At 75.5% G+C, this 15,428-nt stretch carries 12 protein-coding genes, 4 tRNA genes, 2 pseudogenes and 1 riboswitch; of the genes and pseudogenes, 11 read left to right on the top strand and 7 right to left on the bottom strand.

Features of this window, described 5'->3' with window-relative positions; all coding sequences use genetic code 11:
- The 3 genes from J1M41_RS09600 to J1M41_RS09590 all read right to left on the bottom strand — a co-directional run.
- Positions 1 to 615, bottom strand: a 615-nt coding sequence (locus tag J1M41_RS09600) for a GNAT family N-acetyltransferase (RefSeq protein ID WP_342214096.1), incomplete at its 3' end; no start/stop codon positions are given.
- 5 nt (positions 616 to 620) lie between these two features.
- Positions 621 to 1,946 carry a lysine N(6)-hydroxylase/L-ornithine N(5)-oxygenase family protein gene (locus J1M41_RS09595; RefSeq protein WP_036313286.1) on the bottom strand — a complete coding sequence of 442 codons (1,326 nt, stop codon included), beginning with the start codon at positions 1,944 to 1,946 and terminating at the stop codon, positions 621 to 623.
- On the bottom strand, positions 1,943 to 3,538 hold the full coding sequence (locus J1M41_RS09590) for a pyridoxal-dependent decarboxylase (protein WP_051995184.1): 1,596 nt from the start codon (positions 3,536 to 3,538) through the stop codon (positions 1,943 to 1,945). Before J1M41_RS09590 ends, J1M41_RS09595 begins: the two co-directional genes overlap by 4 nt.
- Before the next feature lie 161 nt (positions 3,539 to 3,699).
- On the opposite strand from J1M41_RS09590, the gene J1M41_RS09585 reads away from it, so the two are divergent.
- Positions 3,700 to 4,590, top strand: coding sequence for a siderophore-interacting protein (locus J1M41_RS09585; protein ID WP_049147987.1), 891 nt, complete (start codon positions 3,700 to 3,702; stop codon positions 4,588 to 4,590).
- Between the two features lie 97 nt (positions 4,591 to 4,687).
- Here the strand turns inward: J1M41_RS09585 and J1M41_RS09580 are convergent.
- The 4 genes from J1M41_RS09580 to J1M41_RS09565 all read right to left on the bottom strand — a co-directional run bounded on the left by J1M41_RS09580 (position 4,688) and on the right by J1M41_RS09565 (position 5,085).
- A tRNA-Gly gene (locus tag J1M41_RS09580) sits at positions 4,688 to 4,764 on the bottom strand.
- A gap of 28 nt (positions 4,765 to 4,792) precedes the next feature.
- Positions 4,793 to 4,864, bottom strand: a tRNA-Val gene (locus tag J1M41_RS09575).
- Positions 4,865 to 4,922: 58 nt separating this feature from the next.
- Positions 4,923 to 4,993: transfer RNA gene (locus J1M41_RS09570), tRNA-Cys, on the bottom strand.
- A gap of 18 nt (positions 4,994 to 5,011) precedes the next feature.
- Positions 5,012 to 5,085: transfer RNA gene (locus J1M41_RS09565), tRNA-Gly, on the bottom strand.
- 158 nt (positions 5,086 to 5,243) lie between these two features.
- Here J1M41_RS09565 and J1M41_RS09560 point away from each other — a divergent pair.
- From J1M41_RS09560 to ribH, 10 genes and pseudogenes are all read left to right on the top strand, one after another.
- Positions 5,244 to 6,230: a hypothetical protein gene (locus J1M41_RS09560; RefSeq protein WP_036340783.1), complete on the top strand. Its 987-nt coding sequence runs from the start codon at positions 5,244 to 5,246 to the stop codon at positions 6,228 to 6,230.
- Positions 6,227 to 6,811: a peptide deformylase gene (def, locus tag J1M41_RS09555; protein ID WP_144879175.1), complete on the top strand. Its 585-nt coding sequence runs from the start codon at positions 6,227 to 6,229 to the stop codon at positions 6,809 to 6,811. The genes J1M41_RS09560 and def overlap by 4 nt, the downstream gene beginning before the upstream one ends.
- Positions 6,808 to 7,928 (top strand): annotated as a pseudogene (locus J1M41_RS09550) (methionyl-tRNA formyltransferase). Before def ends, J1M41_RS09550 begins: the two are co-directional and overlap by 4 nt.
- Positions 7,925 to 9,556: an RsmB/NOP family class I SAM-dependent RNA methyltransferase gene (locus tag J1M41_RS09545; protein ID WP_206451636.1), complete on the top strand. Its 1,632-nt coding sequence runs from the start codon at positions 7,925 to 7,927 to the stop codon at positions 9,554 to 9,556. The pseudogene J1M41_RS09550 and the gene J1M41_RS09545 overlap by 4 nt, the downstream one beginning before the upstream one ends.
- A gap of 16 nt (positions 9,557 to 9,572) precedes the next feature.
- Positions 9,573 to 10,244, top strand: coding sequence for a ribulose-phosphate 3-epimerase (gene rpe, locus J1M41_RS09540; RefSeq protein WP_060973834.1), 672 nt, complete (start codon positions 9,573 to 9,575; stop codon positions 10,242 to 10,244).
- A gap of 104 nt (positions 10,245 to 10,348) precedes the next feature.
- A riboswitch (FMN riboswitch) is annotated at positions 10,349 to 10,493 on the top strand.
- An 82-nt stretch (positions 10,494 to 10,575) separates the two neighbouring features.
- Positions 10,576 to 11,280 (top strand): nicotinamide riboside transporter PnuC, encoded by a 705-nt coding sequence (pnuC, locus tag J1M41_RS09535; protein ID WP_095695671.1) that lies wholly within the window; start codon positions 10,576 to 10,578, stop codon positions 11,278 to 11,280.
- Positions 11,277 to 12,410, top strand: a complete 1,134-nt coding sequence (gene ribD, locus J1M41_RS09530; protein WP_166437409.1) for a bifunctional diaminohydroxyphosphoribosylaminopyrimidine deaminase/5-amino-6-(5-phosphoribosylamino)uracil reductase RibD — start codon at positions 11,277 to 11,279, stop codon at positions 12,408 to 12,410. Before pnuC ends, ribD begins: the two co-directional genes overlap by 4 nt.
- Complete coding sequence (locus J1M41_RS09525; protein ID WP_010078770.1) at positions 12,411 to 13,067, top strand: riboflavin synthase; 657 nt, start codon at positions 12,411 to 12,413, stop codon at positions 13,065 to 13,067.
- Positions 13,064 to 14,360 (top strand): annotated as a pseudogene (gene ribB, locus J1M41_RS09520) (3,4-dihydroxy-2-butanone-4-phosphate synthase). The gene J1M41_RS09525 and the pseudogene ribB overlap by 4 nt, the downstream one beginning before the upstream one ends.
- Entirely contained in the window at positions 14,357 to 14,839 is a 483-nt protein-coding gene (ribH, locus tag J1M41_RS09515; protein WP_036383758.1) for a 6,7-dimethyl-8-ribityllumazine synthase, read from the top strand. Before ribB ends, ribH begins: the two are co-directional and overlap by 4 nt.
- The last annotated feature ends 589 nt before the right edge of the window (positions 14,840 to 15,428 follow it).

Here is a 15,428-nt window from a genome sequence, read left to right as displayed (position 1 = left end):
GAGGAGCGGGGGCTCGGGGAGGGTGAGGTCCAGCCCGGCGGCGAGGACGCCGATCCGGCTGGCAGTGAAGGACTCGGGCGTGGCGATCGAGAGCATCGCCGTCTTGGATCCCAGCGCCACGGGACCGAGCTCCGTGAACCCGGCGGCCAGGTTCTTCGCCCGGATGGCGGCGTTGCGCTCGTCCGGCTCGACGACGACGCGCCGCGCCCCCGGCTGGGCCAGGCACCAGCGCACCACCGCGGCCATCACCAGGTCCGTGGTCCCGGGCACCGGGGTGTCCGTCGGGGCGACGAGCACGTGCAGGCCGATGTCGCCGGGCGCGCCCGCATACCGTCCGGCCAGCTCCGAGTGGGCCGGGTCGTAGACCTCCACCAGGAAGGTCGCGGTCCCGTCCACGAGCCCCACGTGCGCGTGGTGGTGCGGGTGCGCGGCGATCGCCTCGTACTCGGCCACGACGTCGGCCAGGCCCGCCTCCGTCATCTCCCAGTACACGGCGTGCGGGGACGTCACCCACCGGTGCAGCAGCGGATGGTCCTGCGCGCCCACGGGACGGAGCTCCACACGACGGGCCGCGCTCGCGGCCGCACCGTCCACGGTGGTCTGCGGCGGCGTCACGGCGCTCACCGGACGCCCGCCGCGACGGCACCGAAGTCCTGGAACGCGATCGACTCGGCCTGCGCGTAGACCTCGCGGCCGGCGATCGTGCTGAGGATGCGGCCGCTGTGCTCCGCCGCCATGCCCAGGTCCGGGCCGGTGAGCCCCAGGGGCTGTTCGGCGGTGTTGTGCACGAAGATCCGGCGGCCGCTCACGTCGATCGCGTGGTCCGCGTTCGCCGTCGTCCGACCGTCCTCCACGCGCAGCAGGTGCCGCACCGGCTCCAGGAACGGATGGTCCGGGTGGCGGTAGCCCGTGCCCGCGACGACGCGGTCCACCACGTGCCGCGCGGTCACCCCGGTCTCCTCATCGCGCAGGGTGACCTCCACCCGGGGCGCGCCCTGGCCCGCGACCAGGCGGGCGTCCGCCACCGACGTGCCCGGCCACAGCCGGGCCGGGTCCAGCGGACCCACCTGGCGTTCGTACAGCGCGTGGTAGACGTCCTCGATCGTGTGCTCGCTGATCCCCTTGTACAGGGACCGGTGGGACGCGTTGATCTCATCCCGCCGCGCCCGGGGCAGAGTGGCGAAGTGCCGCTCATAGTCCAGCGAGGTCAGCTCGAGCGTCAGCTGGCCGACCTCCATGCCGAAGAACCGGGGTGAGCGCGTGACCCACGTGAGGTCCGGGTGGCCCGCGTTCAGCAGGTCCAGGGCGCACTCCGCCGCCGACTGACCGCTGCCCACCACCAGGACCGACCCGGCCTCAACGATGTCCTCGCGACGGCCCATGTACTCGCCCGTGTGCACCACGGGGGACGCGCCGACCCGGACCGCCTCCTCCGCGACGCGCGCGAGCGGCGCGGGCAGGGATGGCACCGTGCCCGTGCCCACCACCACGTGGTCGGCCCGGTGCGTGCTGGTCCCGGCCGCGGAGGCCGCCTCCACCACGAACTCGTCCGCCTGCTCGTCCCACCGCACCGCCGTCACCGTGGTCCCGTAGGCGATGCCGGGCAGCTGGGCTGCCACCCACGCGCAGTAGTCCGAGAACTCCCGCCGCAGCGGGTACCAGGAACCCCGGATGTAGAAGCGGTGAAGCCGGCCCATCGCCTTGAGATACGCCAGGAACGAGTACGGGGAGGTCGGGTCCGCGAACGTCACCAGGTCAGCGAGGAACGGCACCTGGATCTGCGCGCCCGGCAGCATCATGCCCGGGTGCCACACGAACGCGTCGCGGCTCTCCACCACCTCCACCTCGACGTCGGGCAGCGGGTGGGCCAGCGCGGCCAGGCTCAGGTCGAACGGGCCCAGCCCGATCGCGAGCACGCGGCGGGGGGACGTGGACGCCGGGCTCATGCGCACACCTGCTCTCCGTGCTCAACCACGCGCGCCGCGGACGGACGGGGTCCCGCCGACGAGGGAAGCGTGCAGGACACGGAGGCCGACGGGGCATGCGGACGGTTCCGCCCCGCCCCGCGCCTCCGGTGACGGCCGGCCCGCACCGCGTCGGCGTGCCGCAGCGCCGCCTCCTCCACGACGTCGACCAGCGCCTCCAGCTCGCCCGAGGTGACCGCGGGGTTCAGGATCGTGAACTTCAGATGGGGCACCCCGTCCACCACCGTCGTCGCGATCAGCGCGCGCCCGCCGGCCACCAGCTCCCGGTGCATCGCCGCCTGCACCGCCGTGCACTCCTCCTCCGACAGTCCCTCGGCCCGCACCCGGAACAGCACCGTCACCAGCGTCGGATCCTCCAGCACCGCGAACATCGGCCGGGCCCGCAGGATCCCGCACGCCTGCCGCGTGCGCTCGCGCGCCCCCGCGAACAGGGACGCCACCGCCTCGGCCCCATGCTCACGCAGCGTCAGCCACAGCTTGAGCGAATCGAACCGGCGGCTCGTCTGCAGCGACCGATCCGCCAAGTTCGGATGGACGCTGTCCTCCGGGTTCAGGTAATCCGCGTGCACCGTCACATGGCGCAGGCTCTCGGCATCCCGCACCACCAGCGCGCTGCAGGCCAGCCCCACGTAGAACGTCTTGTGGAAGTCCATCGTCACCGAGTCCGCACGGTGCAGTGCCGGCAGCTCGTGGCGCGTCGCCGCGCTCGCGGCGAGGATCCCGCCCACGGCCGCGTCCGCATGGACCCACATCCCGTGGCGTTCGGCGACGTCGGCGATGGCCGGCAGCCGGTCGATGGCGCCGCGGTCGGTGGTCCCCAGCGTCGCGACGACGGCCATCGGCACGGCACCGGCGGCCACCTCACGCTCGACCGCCGCGGCCAGGGCCCCGGGGTCCAGGCGCCCGGCGGCGTCGGTGGGGACGACGACCACGGCGTGGCGGCCCAGCCCGAGCAGGCCGGCTGCCTTGGCGATGCTGTAGTGCGTGGCCGCGCTGACGAAGACGCGCAGCGAGCCGAGCACCTCGGCGGGCAGGTCGGCGAGCCCGGCGTGGCCGGTGAGACGCTGCACGGCGCGGCCGCGGGCCAGCGTCATGGCCTGCAGGTTGGAGGCCGACCCTCCGGAGGTGAAGACGCCGTCGCCCGCGGCGAACCCGCACCAGCGTCCGACCTCGGCCAGGAGCCGCTGCTCCATGAGCGCCGCGGAGCGGGCCTGGTCCCAGGACTCGACCGCCGTGTTGAGCGCCCCGAGCACGGTGTCCGCTGCGGTGCTGGAGAGCAGGACCGGGCAGTTGAGGTGAGCGGCATAGCGCGGGTGGTGGTAGGCGGTGGTCTGGTGGGCGTAGAGCTCCGCGACCTCGGCGAGGGCGTCGTCGAGGCTGCCCGTCGGCTGCGAGAAGTCGACGGCGCCGACGGCGTCGGCCAGGTGCGTCGACGGGGTGTCCGGGTGGACCCCCGCGCGGTCGTAGGCGGTGTCGACGGCCACCCGGGCCGCCCTGCCGGTGGCGTCGAGGTAGGCGGCGGGATCGCCGAGTCCGAACAGGCGAGGGAGCATGGGAGGGCCTTCCGTGAGGGGGTCGTCGGCTCCGGGCGGCGTGCGCCACGGACGTCCCGCACAGTAGGGAAGCCTTACCTAAGAAAGCAAATACGCAACAATGACGTGACGTATTCAAAGGGAGGACTCCAGCAAAGGTGAGGCTCACCTATGCTGACCGGATGACGAGCTCCTCCGTCCTCCCCCCGCCTGCCGCCCGTCCCTCGCGTGTCGAGGCCCTGCAGATGAAGGCCTACCGCGGGCTCGCGGCCCTCGGCCAGGCGATGCCCGTTGACCGCGACGAGTATCCGCAGTGGACCATGACGGTCCGCGCCACGTGGCTGCTCGCCCCCCGGCTGCGTCGTCTCACGTTCGCCGCGGAGGAGTTCCGCACGTTCACCCCGCAGGGCTGCGACGAGTACTTCGGGCTGCTCACCCCGCCCCCGGGGCGGGCGCTCGTGATGCCCGATCCCGCGGCGCTCAATGCGCGGCGAGCGGTCGGGCGGATCCCCGAGGACGTGCGGCCGGATCTGCGGTGGTACACGGTCGCCGAGCACCGGCCCTCCGTCGGTGAGATCGACGTCGACGTCGTCGTGCACGACCATGCGGGCCCCGCCGGCACGTGGGCGCGCACCGCACGTCCGGGCGACGTCGCCGGCTTCCGCACCGGGACGGGCGCCTATCGTCTGCCGGCGGCGGGGGAGTCGCACCTCGTGGTGGGGGACGAGACCGCAGTCCCGAGCATCGCCGCCGCCCTCGCCGCGCAGCGTCGCACGCCGCGCGGGGGCCGGATGGACGTCGTCCTGGAGGTGCCCGGCCGTGACCACGTCCCCGCCCTCGAGGTCCCGGAGGGCGCCACGCTCACGGTCCTGCACCGCGGAGACGCCGTGCCGGGCGCCCTGCTCACGCCGCACCTCGAGGACCTCCCCGCCGCGCCCCGCGACCACGTGTGGGCGTGCGGCGAGCAGTCGCTCGCGACGGCGGCGCGGCGGGTGATCGTCCGCCGCGGCATCGCACCGAAGCGCGCGATCATGTTCAGCGGCTACTGGCGGGTGGACGGCCCGCGGCTCTGATCCCGTCCGACGGTCGGCGTCCGTGCTCCGAGCACGAGGCCGACCGCACGCCCCGGAACGACGAAGGGCCCCTCCGCCAGGAGGGGCCCTTCGTGTGTGGAGCGGATGACGAGATTCGAACTCGCGACCTCCACCTTGGCAAGGTGGCGCTCTAGCCAACTGAGCTACATCCGCCTGAGTCGATCCTCACGGATCGTCTCCGTGCGCGATACTGGGTTCGAACCAGTGACCTCTTCCGTGTCAGGGAAGCGCGCTACCGCTGCGCCAATCGCGCTCGTCCACCTCCGAGGAGGTGGTGAACATGCCGCCACTCCCGGTCGGAGAAGCCTGCGAGGTCGGGACGGGATTCGAACCCGCGTATACGGCTTTGCAGGCCGCTGCCTCGCCTCTCGGCCACCCGACCAGGGGTGAAGGTTGAGCGAGCGGATGACGAGATTCGAACTCGCGACCTCCACCTTGGCAAGGTGGCGCTCTAGCCAACTGAGCTACATCCGCGTGTCGGTGCCGCCGGGATCCGCTCGTCCGAGCCGCTCACCTGCGTTTTCCAACGAGAAAGAACTCTAGGCCATCTCCGCCCGGATGCAAAATCGGCGTCCGCTGGCGTGTCGGGCCACCCCGTCGGGGGTCCGCGGACCCTGCCAGAATGGCTGACCATGACCCAGCCACGCCTCGCGCATCAGACCCCCCACGGGCGCATGTACGCGCGCTCCCTCTCGGGCCTGCCCGAGGTCCCGTCCATCACCACCGTGATCGGCATGGAGAAGACGGACCTGGACGGCTGGGTCGGGTGGATGGCGGCCCAGTCCGTGACCCAGGATCCGCGCCTGGCGGAATCCGTGGGCTCCGCGGCGCGCCTGAAGCAGGTGGCCCGGCAGTCCGCCGACGCCGCCGCCCGCTACCGGGACGCCGCGGCCGAGCGCGGGGACCGCGTGCACGACTACGCCGAGCAGGTGGCCCAGCGCGCCCTCGGCCGCCCCCACACCATGGCGGAGGCCCGGGCCCGGCTGATCGAGCACGGCGAGGGCGCCTACGCGGACCGCTTCGACGAGTGGTGGGACCTCTACGACGTCCGGCCGATCGCGGCCGAGATCACCGTCTGGAACCACACGGTGGGCTACGCGGGCACGCTGGACCTCGTCGCCCGGATCGGCGGCCGGCTGTGCCTGATCGACTACAAGACGAAGGGCACGGGGCGGGACGGACGGGTCAAGGCGCTCGATCCCAAGGTGGTCATGCAGCTGACCGCCGGCCTGAAGGCGGAGGAGTCCCTGGTGGACCCCGAGGCCGGCACCTGGGAGGAGTGGCGGCACGGCCAGGCCGAGATGCTGCTCGGCGTCGCCCTGGGGGAGACCGAGGTCGCCGTGCACCAGGCCAACCCGGGCGTGCTGCCCCGCCACTGGCACAAGTTCTGGGCCCTGCGCCAGGTCTGGAAGCACGCGCAGGCCGTGGACGACGCCGGCCCCGCGCTCCGTGTCATCGGCCCCCCTCCGCCGTCGGTCCCGGTGTCGGCGGCCACCGGCCTGCAGGCCGTGCGCGCCGCGGCGTTCGGCGGCGGCTCCCACGCCGCCCCGGACGTGGCGCCCGACGGGTCGTCGTCGCGCCCGGCGTCTGCCGAGGGCGGCGATAGGGTGACGGCGTGACCGTCCTGCCCGTCCGCACCATCCCCGACCCCGTCCTGCGCACCGCCGCGTCGCCCGTGCCCCCGGGCGCGGATGTGCGCGCCCTCGTGGCGGACATGATCGAGACGATGCACGCCGTCGGGGGCGTGGGCCTGGCCGCGCCCCAGGTGGGCGTGGGCCTGCGCGTCTTCGTGTTCGACGTCGCCGGCGTCGCCGGGCACGTGGTCAATCCCGTACTCGAGACCGCCGGCCAGGCGCTGCGGGAGCCGGGCGAGGGGTGTCTGTCCGTGCCCGGGCTGCGCTACCACCCGGCGCGCGCCGCCGAGGCCGTCGTCCGCGGCACCGACGTGGACGGGAACCCGGTGGAGCACCGGGGGACCGGCCTGCTCGCCCGCTGCCTGCAGCACGAGACCGACCACCTCGACGGGATCCTCTACGTCGACCGCCTCGACGGCGAGGAACGCCGTGAGGCCCGCCGCCGCATGCGCGCCGGCGAGGTGGACCGCGCCGCTCGTCGCATCGGGGCCGCGCGCGCGGCCGCCGTCAGCTCGGTCTTCGGCGCCCCCGCCGTCCCCGCCGCCGGAACAGGAGCCGCCCGATGACCGCCCCGACGCCCCTGCGCGTGCTCTACGCCGGCACGCCCGAGACCGCCGTGCCCGTGCTGCGCGCCCTGCTCGACTCGCCCCACGAGGTCGTCGGCGTGCTCACCCGGCCGGACGCCCCGGTCGGGCGCCGGCGGGTGCTGACCCCGTCGCCGGTCGCGGTCACGGCAGAGGAGGCCGGCCTGCCCGTGCTCAAGGCCGACCGACTCCGCGGACCCGAGGGCGCCGATGCCCTCCAGGCGATCCGGGTGCTCGAGGCGGACGTGGCCGTCGTCGTCGCCTACGGGGCGCTCGTGCCCGTCGAGGCCTTGCAGATCCCCCGTCACGGCTGGCTCAACCTGCACTTCTCCGCGCTGCCGGCCTACCGCGGCGCCGCCCCCGTCCAGCGCGCCGTGATGGCCGGGGAGACCGAGATCGCCGCCGACGTGTTCCAGCTCGAAGAGGGCCTGGACACCGGGCCCGTCTTCGCCCGGCTCACCCGCCCCGTCGCGGCCGACGAGACCGCCGGGGCCGTGCTCACCGACCTCGCCGAGCGCGGCGGCCCGCTCGTGATCGACGTGCTCGACCGCCTGGCAGACGGCACCGCGACGGCCACGCCCCAGCGCGGCGAACCCACCCACGCGCCGAAGCTCACGGCCGCAGACGGCCTGGTGGACCCCGCCCGCCCGGCCGCCGAGGTGGCCGCCCGGATCAACGGCGTCACCCCCGGATCAACGGCGTCACCCCCGAGCCCGGCGCCTGGGGCTGGCTGACCGCGGACGACGGCGCCGCCCCGGCCCGCTTCAAGATCGACGGCGTCGCCCCGGTCCGCCCCGGCGACGACGGCTGGCCCACCGCACTCGACGCCGCGGCTCCCGGACAGATCCTGGTGGCCGCGAAGGCCGCCTGGCTGCGCACCGCCGACGGGGCCGTCCGGCTCTCCCGCGTCCAGCCGGCGGGCAGGAAGCTGATGCCGGCCGCCGACTGGGCGCGCGGCGCCGCCCCCGGGGCCGCGCTGCTGGCCGGGGAGGCGCTCGCCCACCGCGAAGAACAGGCCCGCCAGGAGGCCGCCGCCCGGGCCGCGGCACGCCAGGCCGCACGGAACGCCGCGGCACAGGACGAGGAGGCACGCGCATGAGCCGCGAAGGACAGGCAGGACAGGGCCGGGGCGAGCGGGGGGCCCGCGGGGAACGCGGCCGCGCACCCCGGCCGGACCCCCAGGACCGCCGGGATGCGCAGGGGCGCACCCGCAACCGGGGTCGCTCCGGCGCCGGGCGGAAGTACTCGGCGCAGGCGCCGTCGCAGCGCTCCCGCACCGCCGACCCGGCGCGCCGCGTCGCGTTCGGGGTGGTCCGCTCCGTCCACGCCGAGGACGCGTACGCGAACCTGGTCCTCCCGGCGCGCATCCGCCAGGCCCGCCTCGACCGGCGCGACGCCGGCTTCGCCACCGAACTCGCCTACGGCACCCTGCGCGGGCTCGGCCTGTACGACGCGATCCTGACCCGCTGCGTGGACCGCCCGCTCGAGAAGATCGACCCACCCGTGCTCGACGCCCTGCGGCTCGGCGCCCACCAGCTGCTGGGCATGCGCGTGCCCGCCCACGCCGCCCTCGACGCCACCGTCTCCCTCGTGCGCGCCGAGATCGGGGCCGGCGCCTCCGGGTTCGTGAACGCGGTGCTGCGTCGGGTCGCCGAACGCCCCCTCGAGGAGTGGCTGGCCGACGTCGCCCCCGCCGACGGTGGCGACGCCGCCCTGGCCGTCCGCGCCTCGCACCCGGTGTGGATCGTCCGCGCGCTGCGCCAGGCCCTGGCCGCCCACCGCGGCACCCGCCACACCGCCGACCGCGACGCCGAGCTGGCCGCCCTGCTCGAGGCGGACAACGCCCCGCCCGTGGTCAACCTCGTCGCCCTGCCCGTGGCCGGTGGGGCCGAGGCGCTCGCCGCGGCCCTGGACGACGGCGCCGAACCCGGGCCGCTGGCCCCGGACTCCGCCCTGCACTCCGGCGGCGACGCCGGCCGCCTGCCCGGGGTGCGCGAGGGCGTGCTCCGCGTCCAGGACGCCGGCTCCCAGCTCACCGCCCGCGCCCTGGCCCAGGCGCCCGTCCCCGCGGCCGAGGGGCGCGCCGAGCGCTGGCTCGACCTGTGCGCCGGCCCCGGCGGCAAGGCGGCCCTGCTGGCCGCCCTCGCCGCCGAGCGGGGGGCGACGCTCGTGGCCAACGAGGTCGCCCCGCACCGCGCCGACCTCGTCCGGCAGGCACTCGCCGCCGTGCCCGCCGGCGCCTGGACCGTCCGGACCGGGGACGGTCGCACGATCGCCGACGCCCCCGAGGCGGCCCCGGCGTTCGACCGCGTCCTCGTGGACGCCCCCTGCACCGGCCTCGGTGCGCTGCGCCGCCGACCCGAGTCGCGCTGGCGCCGCACCCCGGCCGACCTCGCCGAGCTCACCGGCCTGCAGGCCGAGCTGCTCGACGCGGCGGTCTCCGTCCTCGCCCCCGGCGGCGTGCTCGCCTATGTCACCTGCTCCCCGCACGTCGCGGAGACCGTCGTCCAGGTCCAGGACCTCCTGCGCCGCCACCCCGAGCTGGAGCTGCTCGACGCCCGCACCGCCCTCGACGCCGTCGCGCTCGACGACCTGCGCCTGGACGAGGCCGAACCCGCCGGCGCGCCGGAGCCAGCCGATGTGGTCGCCCGCACGGCCCAGCTCTGGCCGCACCGGCACGGCACCGACGCCATGTTCCTGGCCCTGCTGCGCGCCCCCGGCGCCTGACCGAGAGGACCCGCCCATGACCGCCCGCGCCCCGCGCCTGCACCCCTCGATCCTGTCAGCGGACTTCGCCCGCCTCGCCGACGAGCTGGCCCGCATCCCCAGCGCAGACGCGGTGCACGTGGACGTCATGGACAACCACTTCGTCCCGAACCTCACCCTCGGCCTGCCCGTGGTCGAGGCGATCCGACGCGCCACGGACCTGCCGCTGGACCTCCACCTGATGATCGAGGACGCCGACCGCTGGGCGCCCGGCTACGCGGAGGCGGGGGCCGAGTCCGTCACCTTCCACGCCGAGGCCTCGGCCGCGCCCGTCCGGCTGGCCCGGGAGCTGCGCGCGGCCGGAGCGAGGGCCGGCATGGCGCTGCGGCCGGCGACCGCGGTCGAGCCCTACCTGGACATGCTCCCGGAGCTGGACATGCTTCTGCTGATGACCGTGGAGCCCGGCTTCGGGGGGCAGGCGTTCCTCGACGTCGTGCTGCCGAAGATCCGCCGGGCCCGCCGCGCCCTCGACGGCGGGTCCGCCCCGCTGGCCCTCCAGGTCGACGGCGGCGTGAACCGGGAGACCATCGAGCGTGCGGCCGAGGCCGGGGCGGACGTGTTCGTGGCCGGTTCCGCGGTGTTCGGCGCCGAGGACCCCGACGCCGCGCTCGTCGGCCTGCGCACCGCCGCCGCCCGCGCCTGCCACTGAGCCCGGCGACGCCGTCGCACGCCCGCCGCGCCGGACGTCGCCCGGCGTCGTCCGGCGACGTCCGGCATGCGCGGCCGGCCGGGCGTGCGATACTGCTGGACAGCAACGTGCTCCGAGATGCGGTGGAAGTCCGCACCGGCGGTGACAGCCCGCTAACCGCGCGGCCCGTCCTCATCCGAGGCGGTGCCGAGCGGCCTGACCGGTGGAATTCCGGTGCCGACCGTACAGTCGGGATGGGAGAGGCACGCGGCGGAGCCGTTCCGCGCCCTGCGCGGGAGGGCTGCGGAGCGCACCCCTCGGAGTCCCGATCCGAGGAGGTGGCGTCACGGTCATGGACTGGCTGGTGGACGCGTTCAACTGGACCATCCCGGTCGCCGGCGGCGGCCTGCTCATGCGCGAGGTGCTGGGCAACGTCTTCGGCCTCGCCTCCGCCCTGGGCGGCATGGCGCGCAGGGTCTGGGCCTGGCCCGTGGGCATCCTCGGCAACCTCATCCTGCTGACGGTCTTCCTCGCCTCCCTGTTCACGGGGGCCGATCACGCCACCCTGCTCGGTCAGGCCGGCCGACAGGTCATGTTCATCGCCGTCTCCGTCTACGGCTGGGTGCGCTGGCGTCAGGCCCGCCGGGGCCACGCCGAGGACGCTCCCGCCATCACCCCGGAGTGGGCCGGCTGGCGCGGGCGCGTGTTCCTCGTGACGGCCATGGCGGTCGGCACCGTCGCCCTCACCCCCGTGTTCCGCGCGCTGGGTTCGTGGGAGCCGGTGTGGGCGGACGCCTGGACGTTCGTGGGATCGCTGCTGGCGACCTACGGCATGGCGCGCGGCTGGGTGGAGTTCTGGCTGATCTGGGTGGCCGTGGACGTCGTCGGCGTGCCCCTGCTGTGGAGCACCGGCTACTACGCCTCGGCCGTCATGTACGCCTTCTACGGCGCCTTCACCCTGATCGGCTTCTTCGTGTGGCTGCGCGCCACAGACCGGGACAAGCCCGCCGTGGAGACGCTGCTGCCGGACGGCCCCGAGGGGGACGTCGCCCGATGAACGCCGCCGAGACCCCGTCCGCCGACCCCATGGACCTCGCCGTCGGCGCCGCGCTGCGCGGCGTGCGCGGCGCCAACCCCCTCGTCGGGGCCGTCCTGACCGACGCGGCCGGCCGCATCCTGGCCGTCGGGCACCACCGCGGACGGGGGACCGCCCACGCCGAGGTCGACGCCCTGACCCGCTGGCGGGCCGCCCGCGCCGCGGATCCGGCCCTGGCCGCCCTCGACCCCGCCGGCCTGACGCTGCACGTCACCCTCGAGCCCTGTGACCACACCGGCAGCACCGGCCCCTGCTCGCAGGCCGTCCTGGACGCGGGGATCGGCGCACTGCGCTACGCCGTCGCGGACCCCACCGGTCACGACGGCGGCGGCGCGGCCCGCCTCGCCGCGCACGGGGTGCACGTCACCGGCCCCACCGGCGAGGCGGCCGCCCTCACGCTCACCGCCCGCTGGCGCGAGGTCCGCGACGCAGGCCGTCCGTGGGTGACCGGGCACCTCGCCCAGTCCCTCGACGGCCACGCCGCGGCCGCCGACGGCACGAGCCAGTGGATCACCGGCCCGGACTCCCGCGTCCACGCCCACGAGGTGCGCTCCCGCGTCGACGCCATCGTCGTCGGCACGGGGACCGTGCTGGCCGACGACCCCCGCCTCACCGCCCGTGACGCCGTCGGCGCCGAACTCGCGCACCAGCCCGTGCCCGTCGTCCAGGGTCACCGGCCCGTGCCCGACGGCGCCGCCCTGCGCACCCACCCGGTGGTGCTGGAGGTCCTCGACCACGACCCGCACGCCGTCCTGGCCGTGCTCGCGGCCCACCCCGGGCCCTGGCCCCACGGCCGCCGTGCCGAGCACGTGCTCATCGAGGGCGGGCCCCGCGTGCTCGGCGCGTGGCTGCGCGCCGGCCTCGTGGACGAGCTCATGGTCTACACCGCGCCCCTGCTGCTCGGCCCGGGCCGCGCCGCCGTCGCCGGCCTGGACGTCGCCACGCTGTCCGAGGGACTGCGCTGGCACCCCGACCCCGCGGAGGGCGGCCCCGTCCGTGCCCTCGGCGTCGACGTCTGGACCCACCTGAGCCCGGTGCCGGCCCCGCGCCTGCCCACCGCCCCCGCCCCGACCCGTTTCCAGGAGGACTGAGTGTTCACCGGCATCGTCACCCATCTCGGCACCGTCGTCGCCCTCGAGCACGACGCGGCCGCCGACACCGCCCTGCTGACCCTCGACGCCGGCGGCGCCCTCGACGGGCTGCCCGCCGGCGGCTCGCTCGCCGTCGACGGCGTGTGCCTCACGGCCCTCGACGAGCCCACGGAGCGCCCCGGCGTGTTCCGTGCCGACCTCATGGGCCAGACGCTGCGCATGACCAGCCTCGGCGACCGCGCCCCGGGGGACCGGGTCAACCTCGAGCGCTGCCTGCGCCCCACCGACCACCTGGACGGGCACGTGGTCCAGGGCCACGTGGACGGGACCGGCGAGGTCCTCGCGGTCACCCCGCACGGGGCCTGGACCACTCTGCGCATCGGCCTGCCCGCCCGCCTGGCCCGCTACGTCCCCGCGCAGGGGGCCATCGCCCTGCAGGGCGTCTCCCTCACCGTCACCGCCGTCTCCGACCCGGGCGCGGCCGCGCACTGGTTCGAGGTCGGCATCATCCCGGCCACGCTCGAGGCCACCACCCTGGGCGCCCTGCGGCCGGGCGACCGCGTCAACCTCGAGACCGACGTGCTCGCCCGGTACGCCGAGCGTCTCGCGCTCATCCCGTCCGCCCCCGCCGCACCCACCGAGGAGGCCCGCCCGTGAGCGAGCACATCCGTCTGGACCCCGTCCCCGCGGCGATCGCCGCGATCGCCGCCGGCCGGCCCGTCGTCGTCGTGGACGACGCCGACCGCGAGAACGAGGGCGACCTGATCTACGCGGCCGCCCTGGCCACCGACGAGGTCACCGCCTTCACCGTCCGCCACACCTCGGGCGTCATCTGCGCGCCCCTGCAGGCCGGCCTGGCCGACCGCCTGGCCCTGCCGCCCATGACCACCGTCAACGAGGACCCCAAGGGGACCGCCTACACCGTGAGCGTGGACGCCGCCGCCGGCGTCACCACCGGCATCTCCGCCGCCGACCGCACCCGCACCCTCCGCGTGCTCGCCGACCCCGGTGCCGCCCCCGGTGACCTGACCCGGCCCGGTCACATGTTCCCCCTGCGCGCCGTCCCCGGCGGCGTCCGGGCCCGCCGCGGCCACACCGAGGCCGGCGTCGAGCTGTGCCGCCTGGCCGGCGTCGCGCCCGTGGCCGCCATCGCCGAGCTCGTCCACGACGACGGCACCATGATGCGCCTGCCCGCCCTGCGGGAGTTCTCCGATGAGCACGGCCTCGTGCTGATCTCCATCGAGGACCTCGTGGCCCACCTGGAGGAGACGACGCCGACCCTGACCGCCGTCCCCGCCGAGGCCACCCTGCCGACCCGGCACGGCCTGTTCCGCGTGAGCGTGCACGTGGACGCCGAGACCGGGGCTGAGCACCTGCTGCTCGTGGCGGGGGAGACCGACCCGGAGCGTCCCCTCACCGTCCGCGTGCACTCGGAGTGCCTCACCGGCGACGTGCTCGGCTCCCTGCGCTGCGACTGCGGCCCCCAGCTCGAGGACGCACTTGCCCGCGCGGCGGCCGAGGGCGGCGCCGTCCTCTACCTCCGGGGCCACGAAGGACGCGGCATCGGCCTGGCCAACAAGATCCGCGCCTACCGGCTCCAGGAGGAGGGGATGGACACCGTCGAGGCCAACCTCGCCCTCGGTCTGCCCGCCGAGGCGCGCGACTGGGCCGGGGCCGCCGCCGTCCTCACGGCCGCCGGCCATCGGCGCATCCGCCTGGTCACCAACAACCCCGCGAAGGTCGCGGGGCTGCGGGCGGCCGGCATCGACGTCGTCGAGCGTGTCCCGGCCCCCACGCCCGTCACCGAGCACAACGTCGTCTACCTGCGCACCAAGCGGGACCGCATGGCCCACGCCCTGGCGGACCGCGTGCTCGAACCGCCGACGGCCACCGGCGGCCCCGCCGCGCCGGCCGATGACCCGACCCACCCACCAGGAGGACACCCCATGAGCGGCGCCGGAGCCCCGACCTTCACCCCCGACCCCGCCGCTGCGAGCGGCCTGAACGTGGCGATCGTCGCCGCCCAGTGGCACACGGAGATCATGGACGGGCTGATCGCCGGGGCGCAGGCCGCCGCGGCCGACCTGGGCCTGGAGCCCGTGCTCGTGCGCGTGCCCGGCACCGTCGAGCTCACCGTCGCTGCGGCGCGGCTGGCGGAGCGCTTCGACGTCGTCGTGGTCCTCGGCGTCGTGGTGCGCGGGGACACCCCGCACTTCGACTACGTGTGCCAGTCCGTGACCCAGGGCGTGACGGAGGTCTCGGTGCGCACCGGCGTTCCCGTGGGCTTCGGCGTGCTCACCGTGGACACCGACCAGCAGGCCCGCGACCGGGCGGGCCTGCCCGGATCCCGAGAGGACAAGGGACGCGAGGCCCTCGAGGCGGCCGTCCTCACCGAGCTCGCGCTGCGCTCGGTCACGCCACGGGACTGAGGGTGGCCGGGCGGGGCTGCCTGCTGGGTCGGCTGCTCTCGACGTGGACCCTGTCCCCGGGGCCGGTGGGGTGATCGCAGGCCGGTCAACCGGGCCCGTCCGGAACGCCGGCAGCCCCGCGCCGTCATGGATGGGGTCGGCCGGAGGGCGCGGGGACCCGACGATAGAGGCGGAGACGCGAAGCCCCCGCCCTTCGTCTCGCTCGCGGCATCCACAGCTCGTCGTCCACTGCCCCGACCGTCAGGGCGGGCCGTTGACCCCCAACGCGTTCACCGCCGCAGACGGGTGATCTATGCGGCCCGCCCCGCCTCGGACGACTGCGTCGGGGTGCACGGAGCCTGCCGCAGCGTGGCCGCGTTCAAACAGTCCATGGCCCTGCTGGGAGCTGCGCGAGACCGGGCTGCTGCTCACCCCCCTGGTGCCGGCCCGCTCCATCGTCCCCGGTGCACGTCTGGCCTGCGACTGGCTGGGCCACTATGAGAAGCGCGAACCCGTCGCCTCCGCCTACGCCGACCTGGCCGGCCTCATCTTCGAAAGGATCACCGCATGAACGAGAAGCAGCTTGAGCCCGACCTGAGTCTGCGAGCAC

It is taken from the genome of Micrococcus sp. KRD096, from assembly GCF_017168495.1.
Classification (GTDB): domain Bacteria; phylum Actinomycetota; class Actinomycetes; order Actinomycetales; family Micrococcaceae; genus Micrococcus; species Micrococcus luteus.
The sequence above is the reverse complement of the archived record's forward strand: the minus strand, read 5'-3'. Positions and strand labels throughout refer to the sequence as shown.

Excerpts from the sequence above, each read along its gene's own strand:
- J1M41_RS09560 (WP_036340783.1), top strand. The coding sequence starts at position 5,244 with ATGACCCAGCCACGCCTCGCGCATCAGACCCCCCACGGGCGCATGTAC.
- ribD (WP_166437409.1), top strand. The coding sequence starts at position 11,277 with ATGAACGCCGCCGAGACCCCGTCCGCCGACCCCATGGACCTCGCCGTC.
- rpe (WP_060973834.1), top strand. The coding sequence starts at position 9,573 with ATGACCGCCCGCGCCCCGCGCCTGCACCCCTCGATCCTGTCAGCGGAC.
- J1M41_RS09590 (WP_051995184.1), bottom strand. The coding sequence starts at position 3,538 with ATGCTCCCTCGCCTGTTCGGACTCGGCGATCCCGCCGCCTACCTCGAC.
- ribH (WP_036383758.1), top strand. The coding sequence starts at position 14,357 with ATGAGCGGCGCCGGAGCCCCGACCTTCACCCCCGACCCCGCCGCTGCG.
- pnuC (WP_095695671.1), top strand. The coding sequence starts at position 10,576 with ATGGACTGGCTGGTGGACGCGTTCAACTGGACCATCCCGGTCGCCGGC.
- J1M41_RS09545 (WP_206451636.1), top strand. The coding sequence starts at position 7,925 with ATGAGCCGCGAAGGACAGGCAGGACAGGGCCGGGGCGAGCGGGGGGCC.
- J1M41_RS09585 (WP_049147987.1), top strand. The coding sequence starts at position 3,700 with ATGACGAGCTCCTCCGTCCTCCCCCCGCCTGCCGCCCGTCCCTCGCGT.
- J1M41_RS09595 (WP_036313286.1), bottom strand. The coding sequence starts at position 1,946 with ATGAGCCCGGCGTCCACGTCCCCCCGCCGCGTGCTCGCGATCGGGCTG.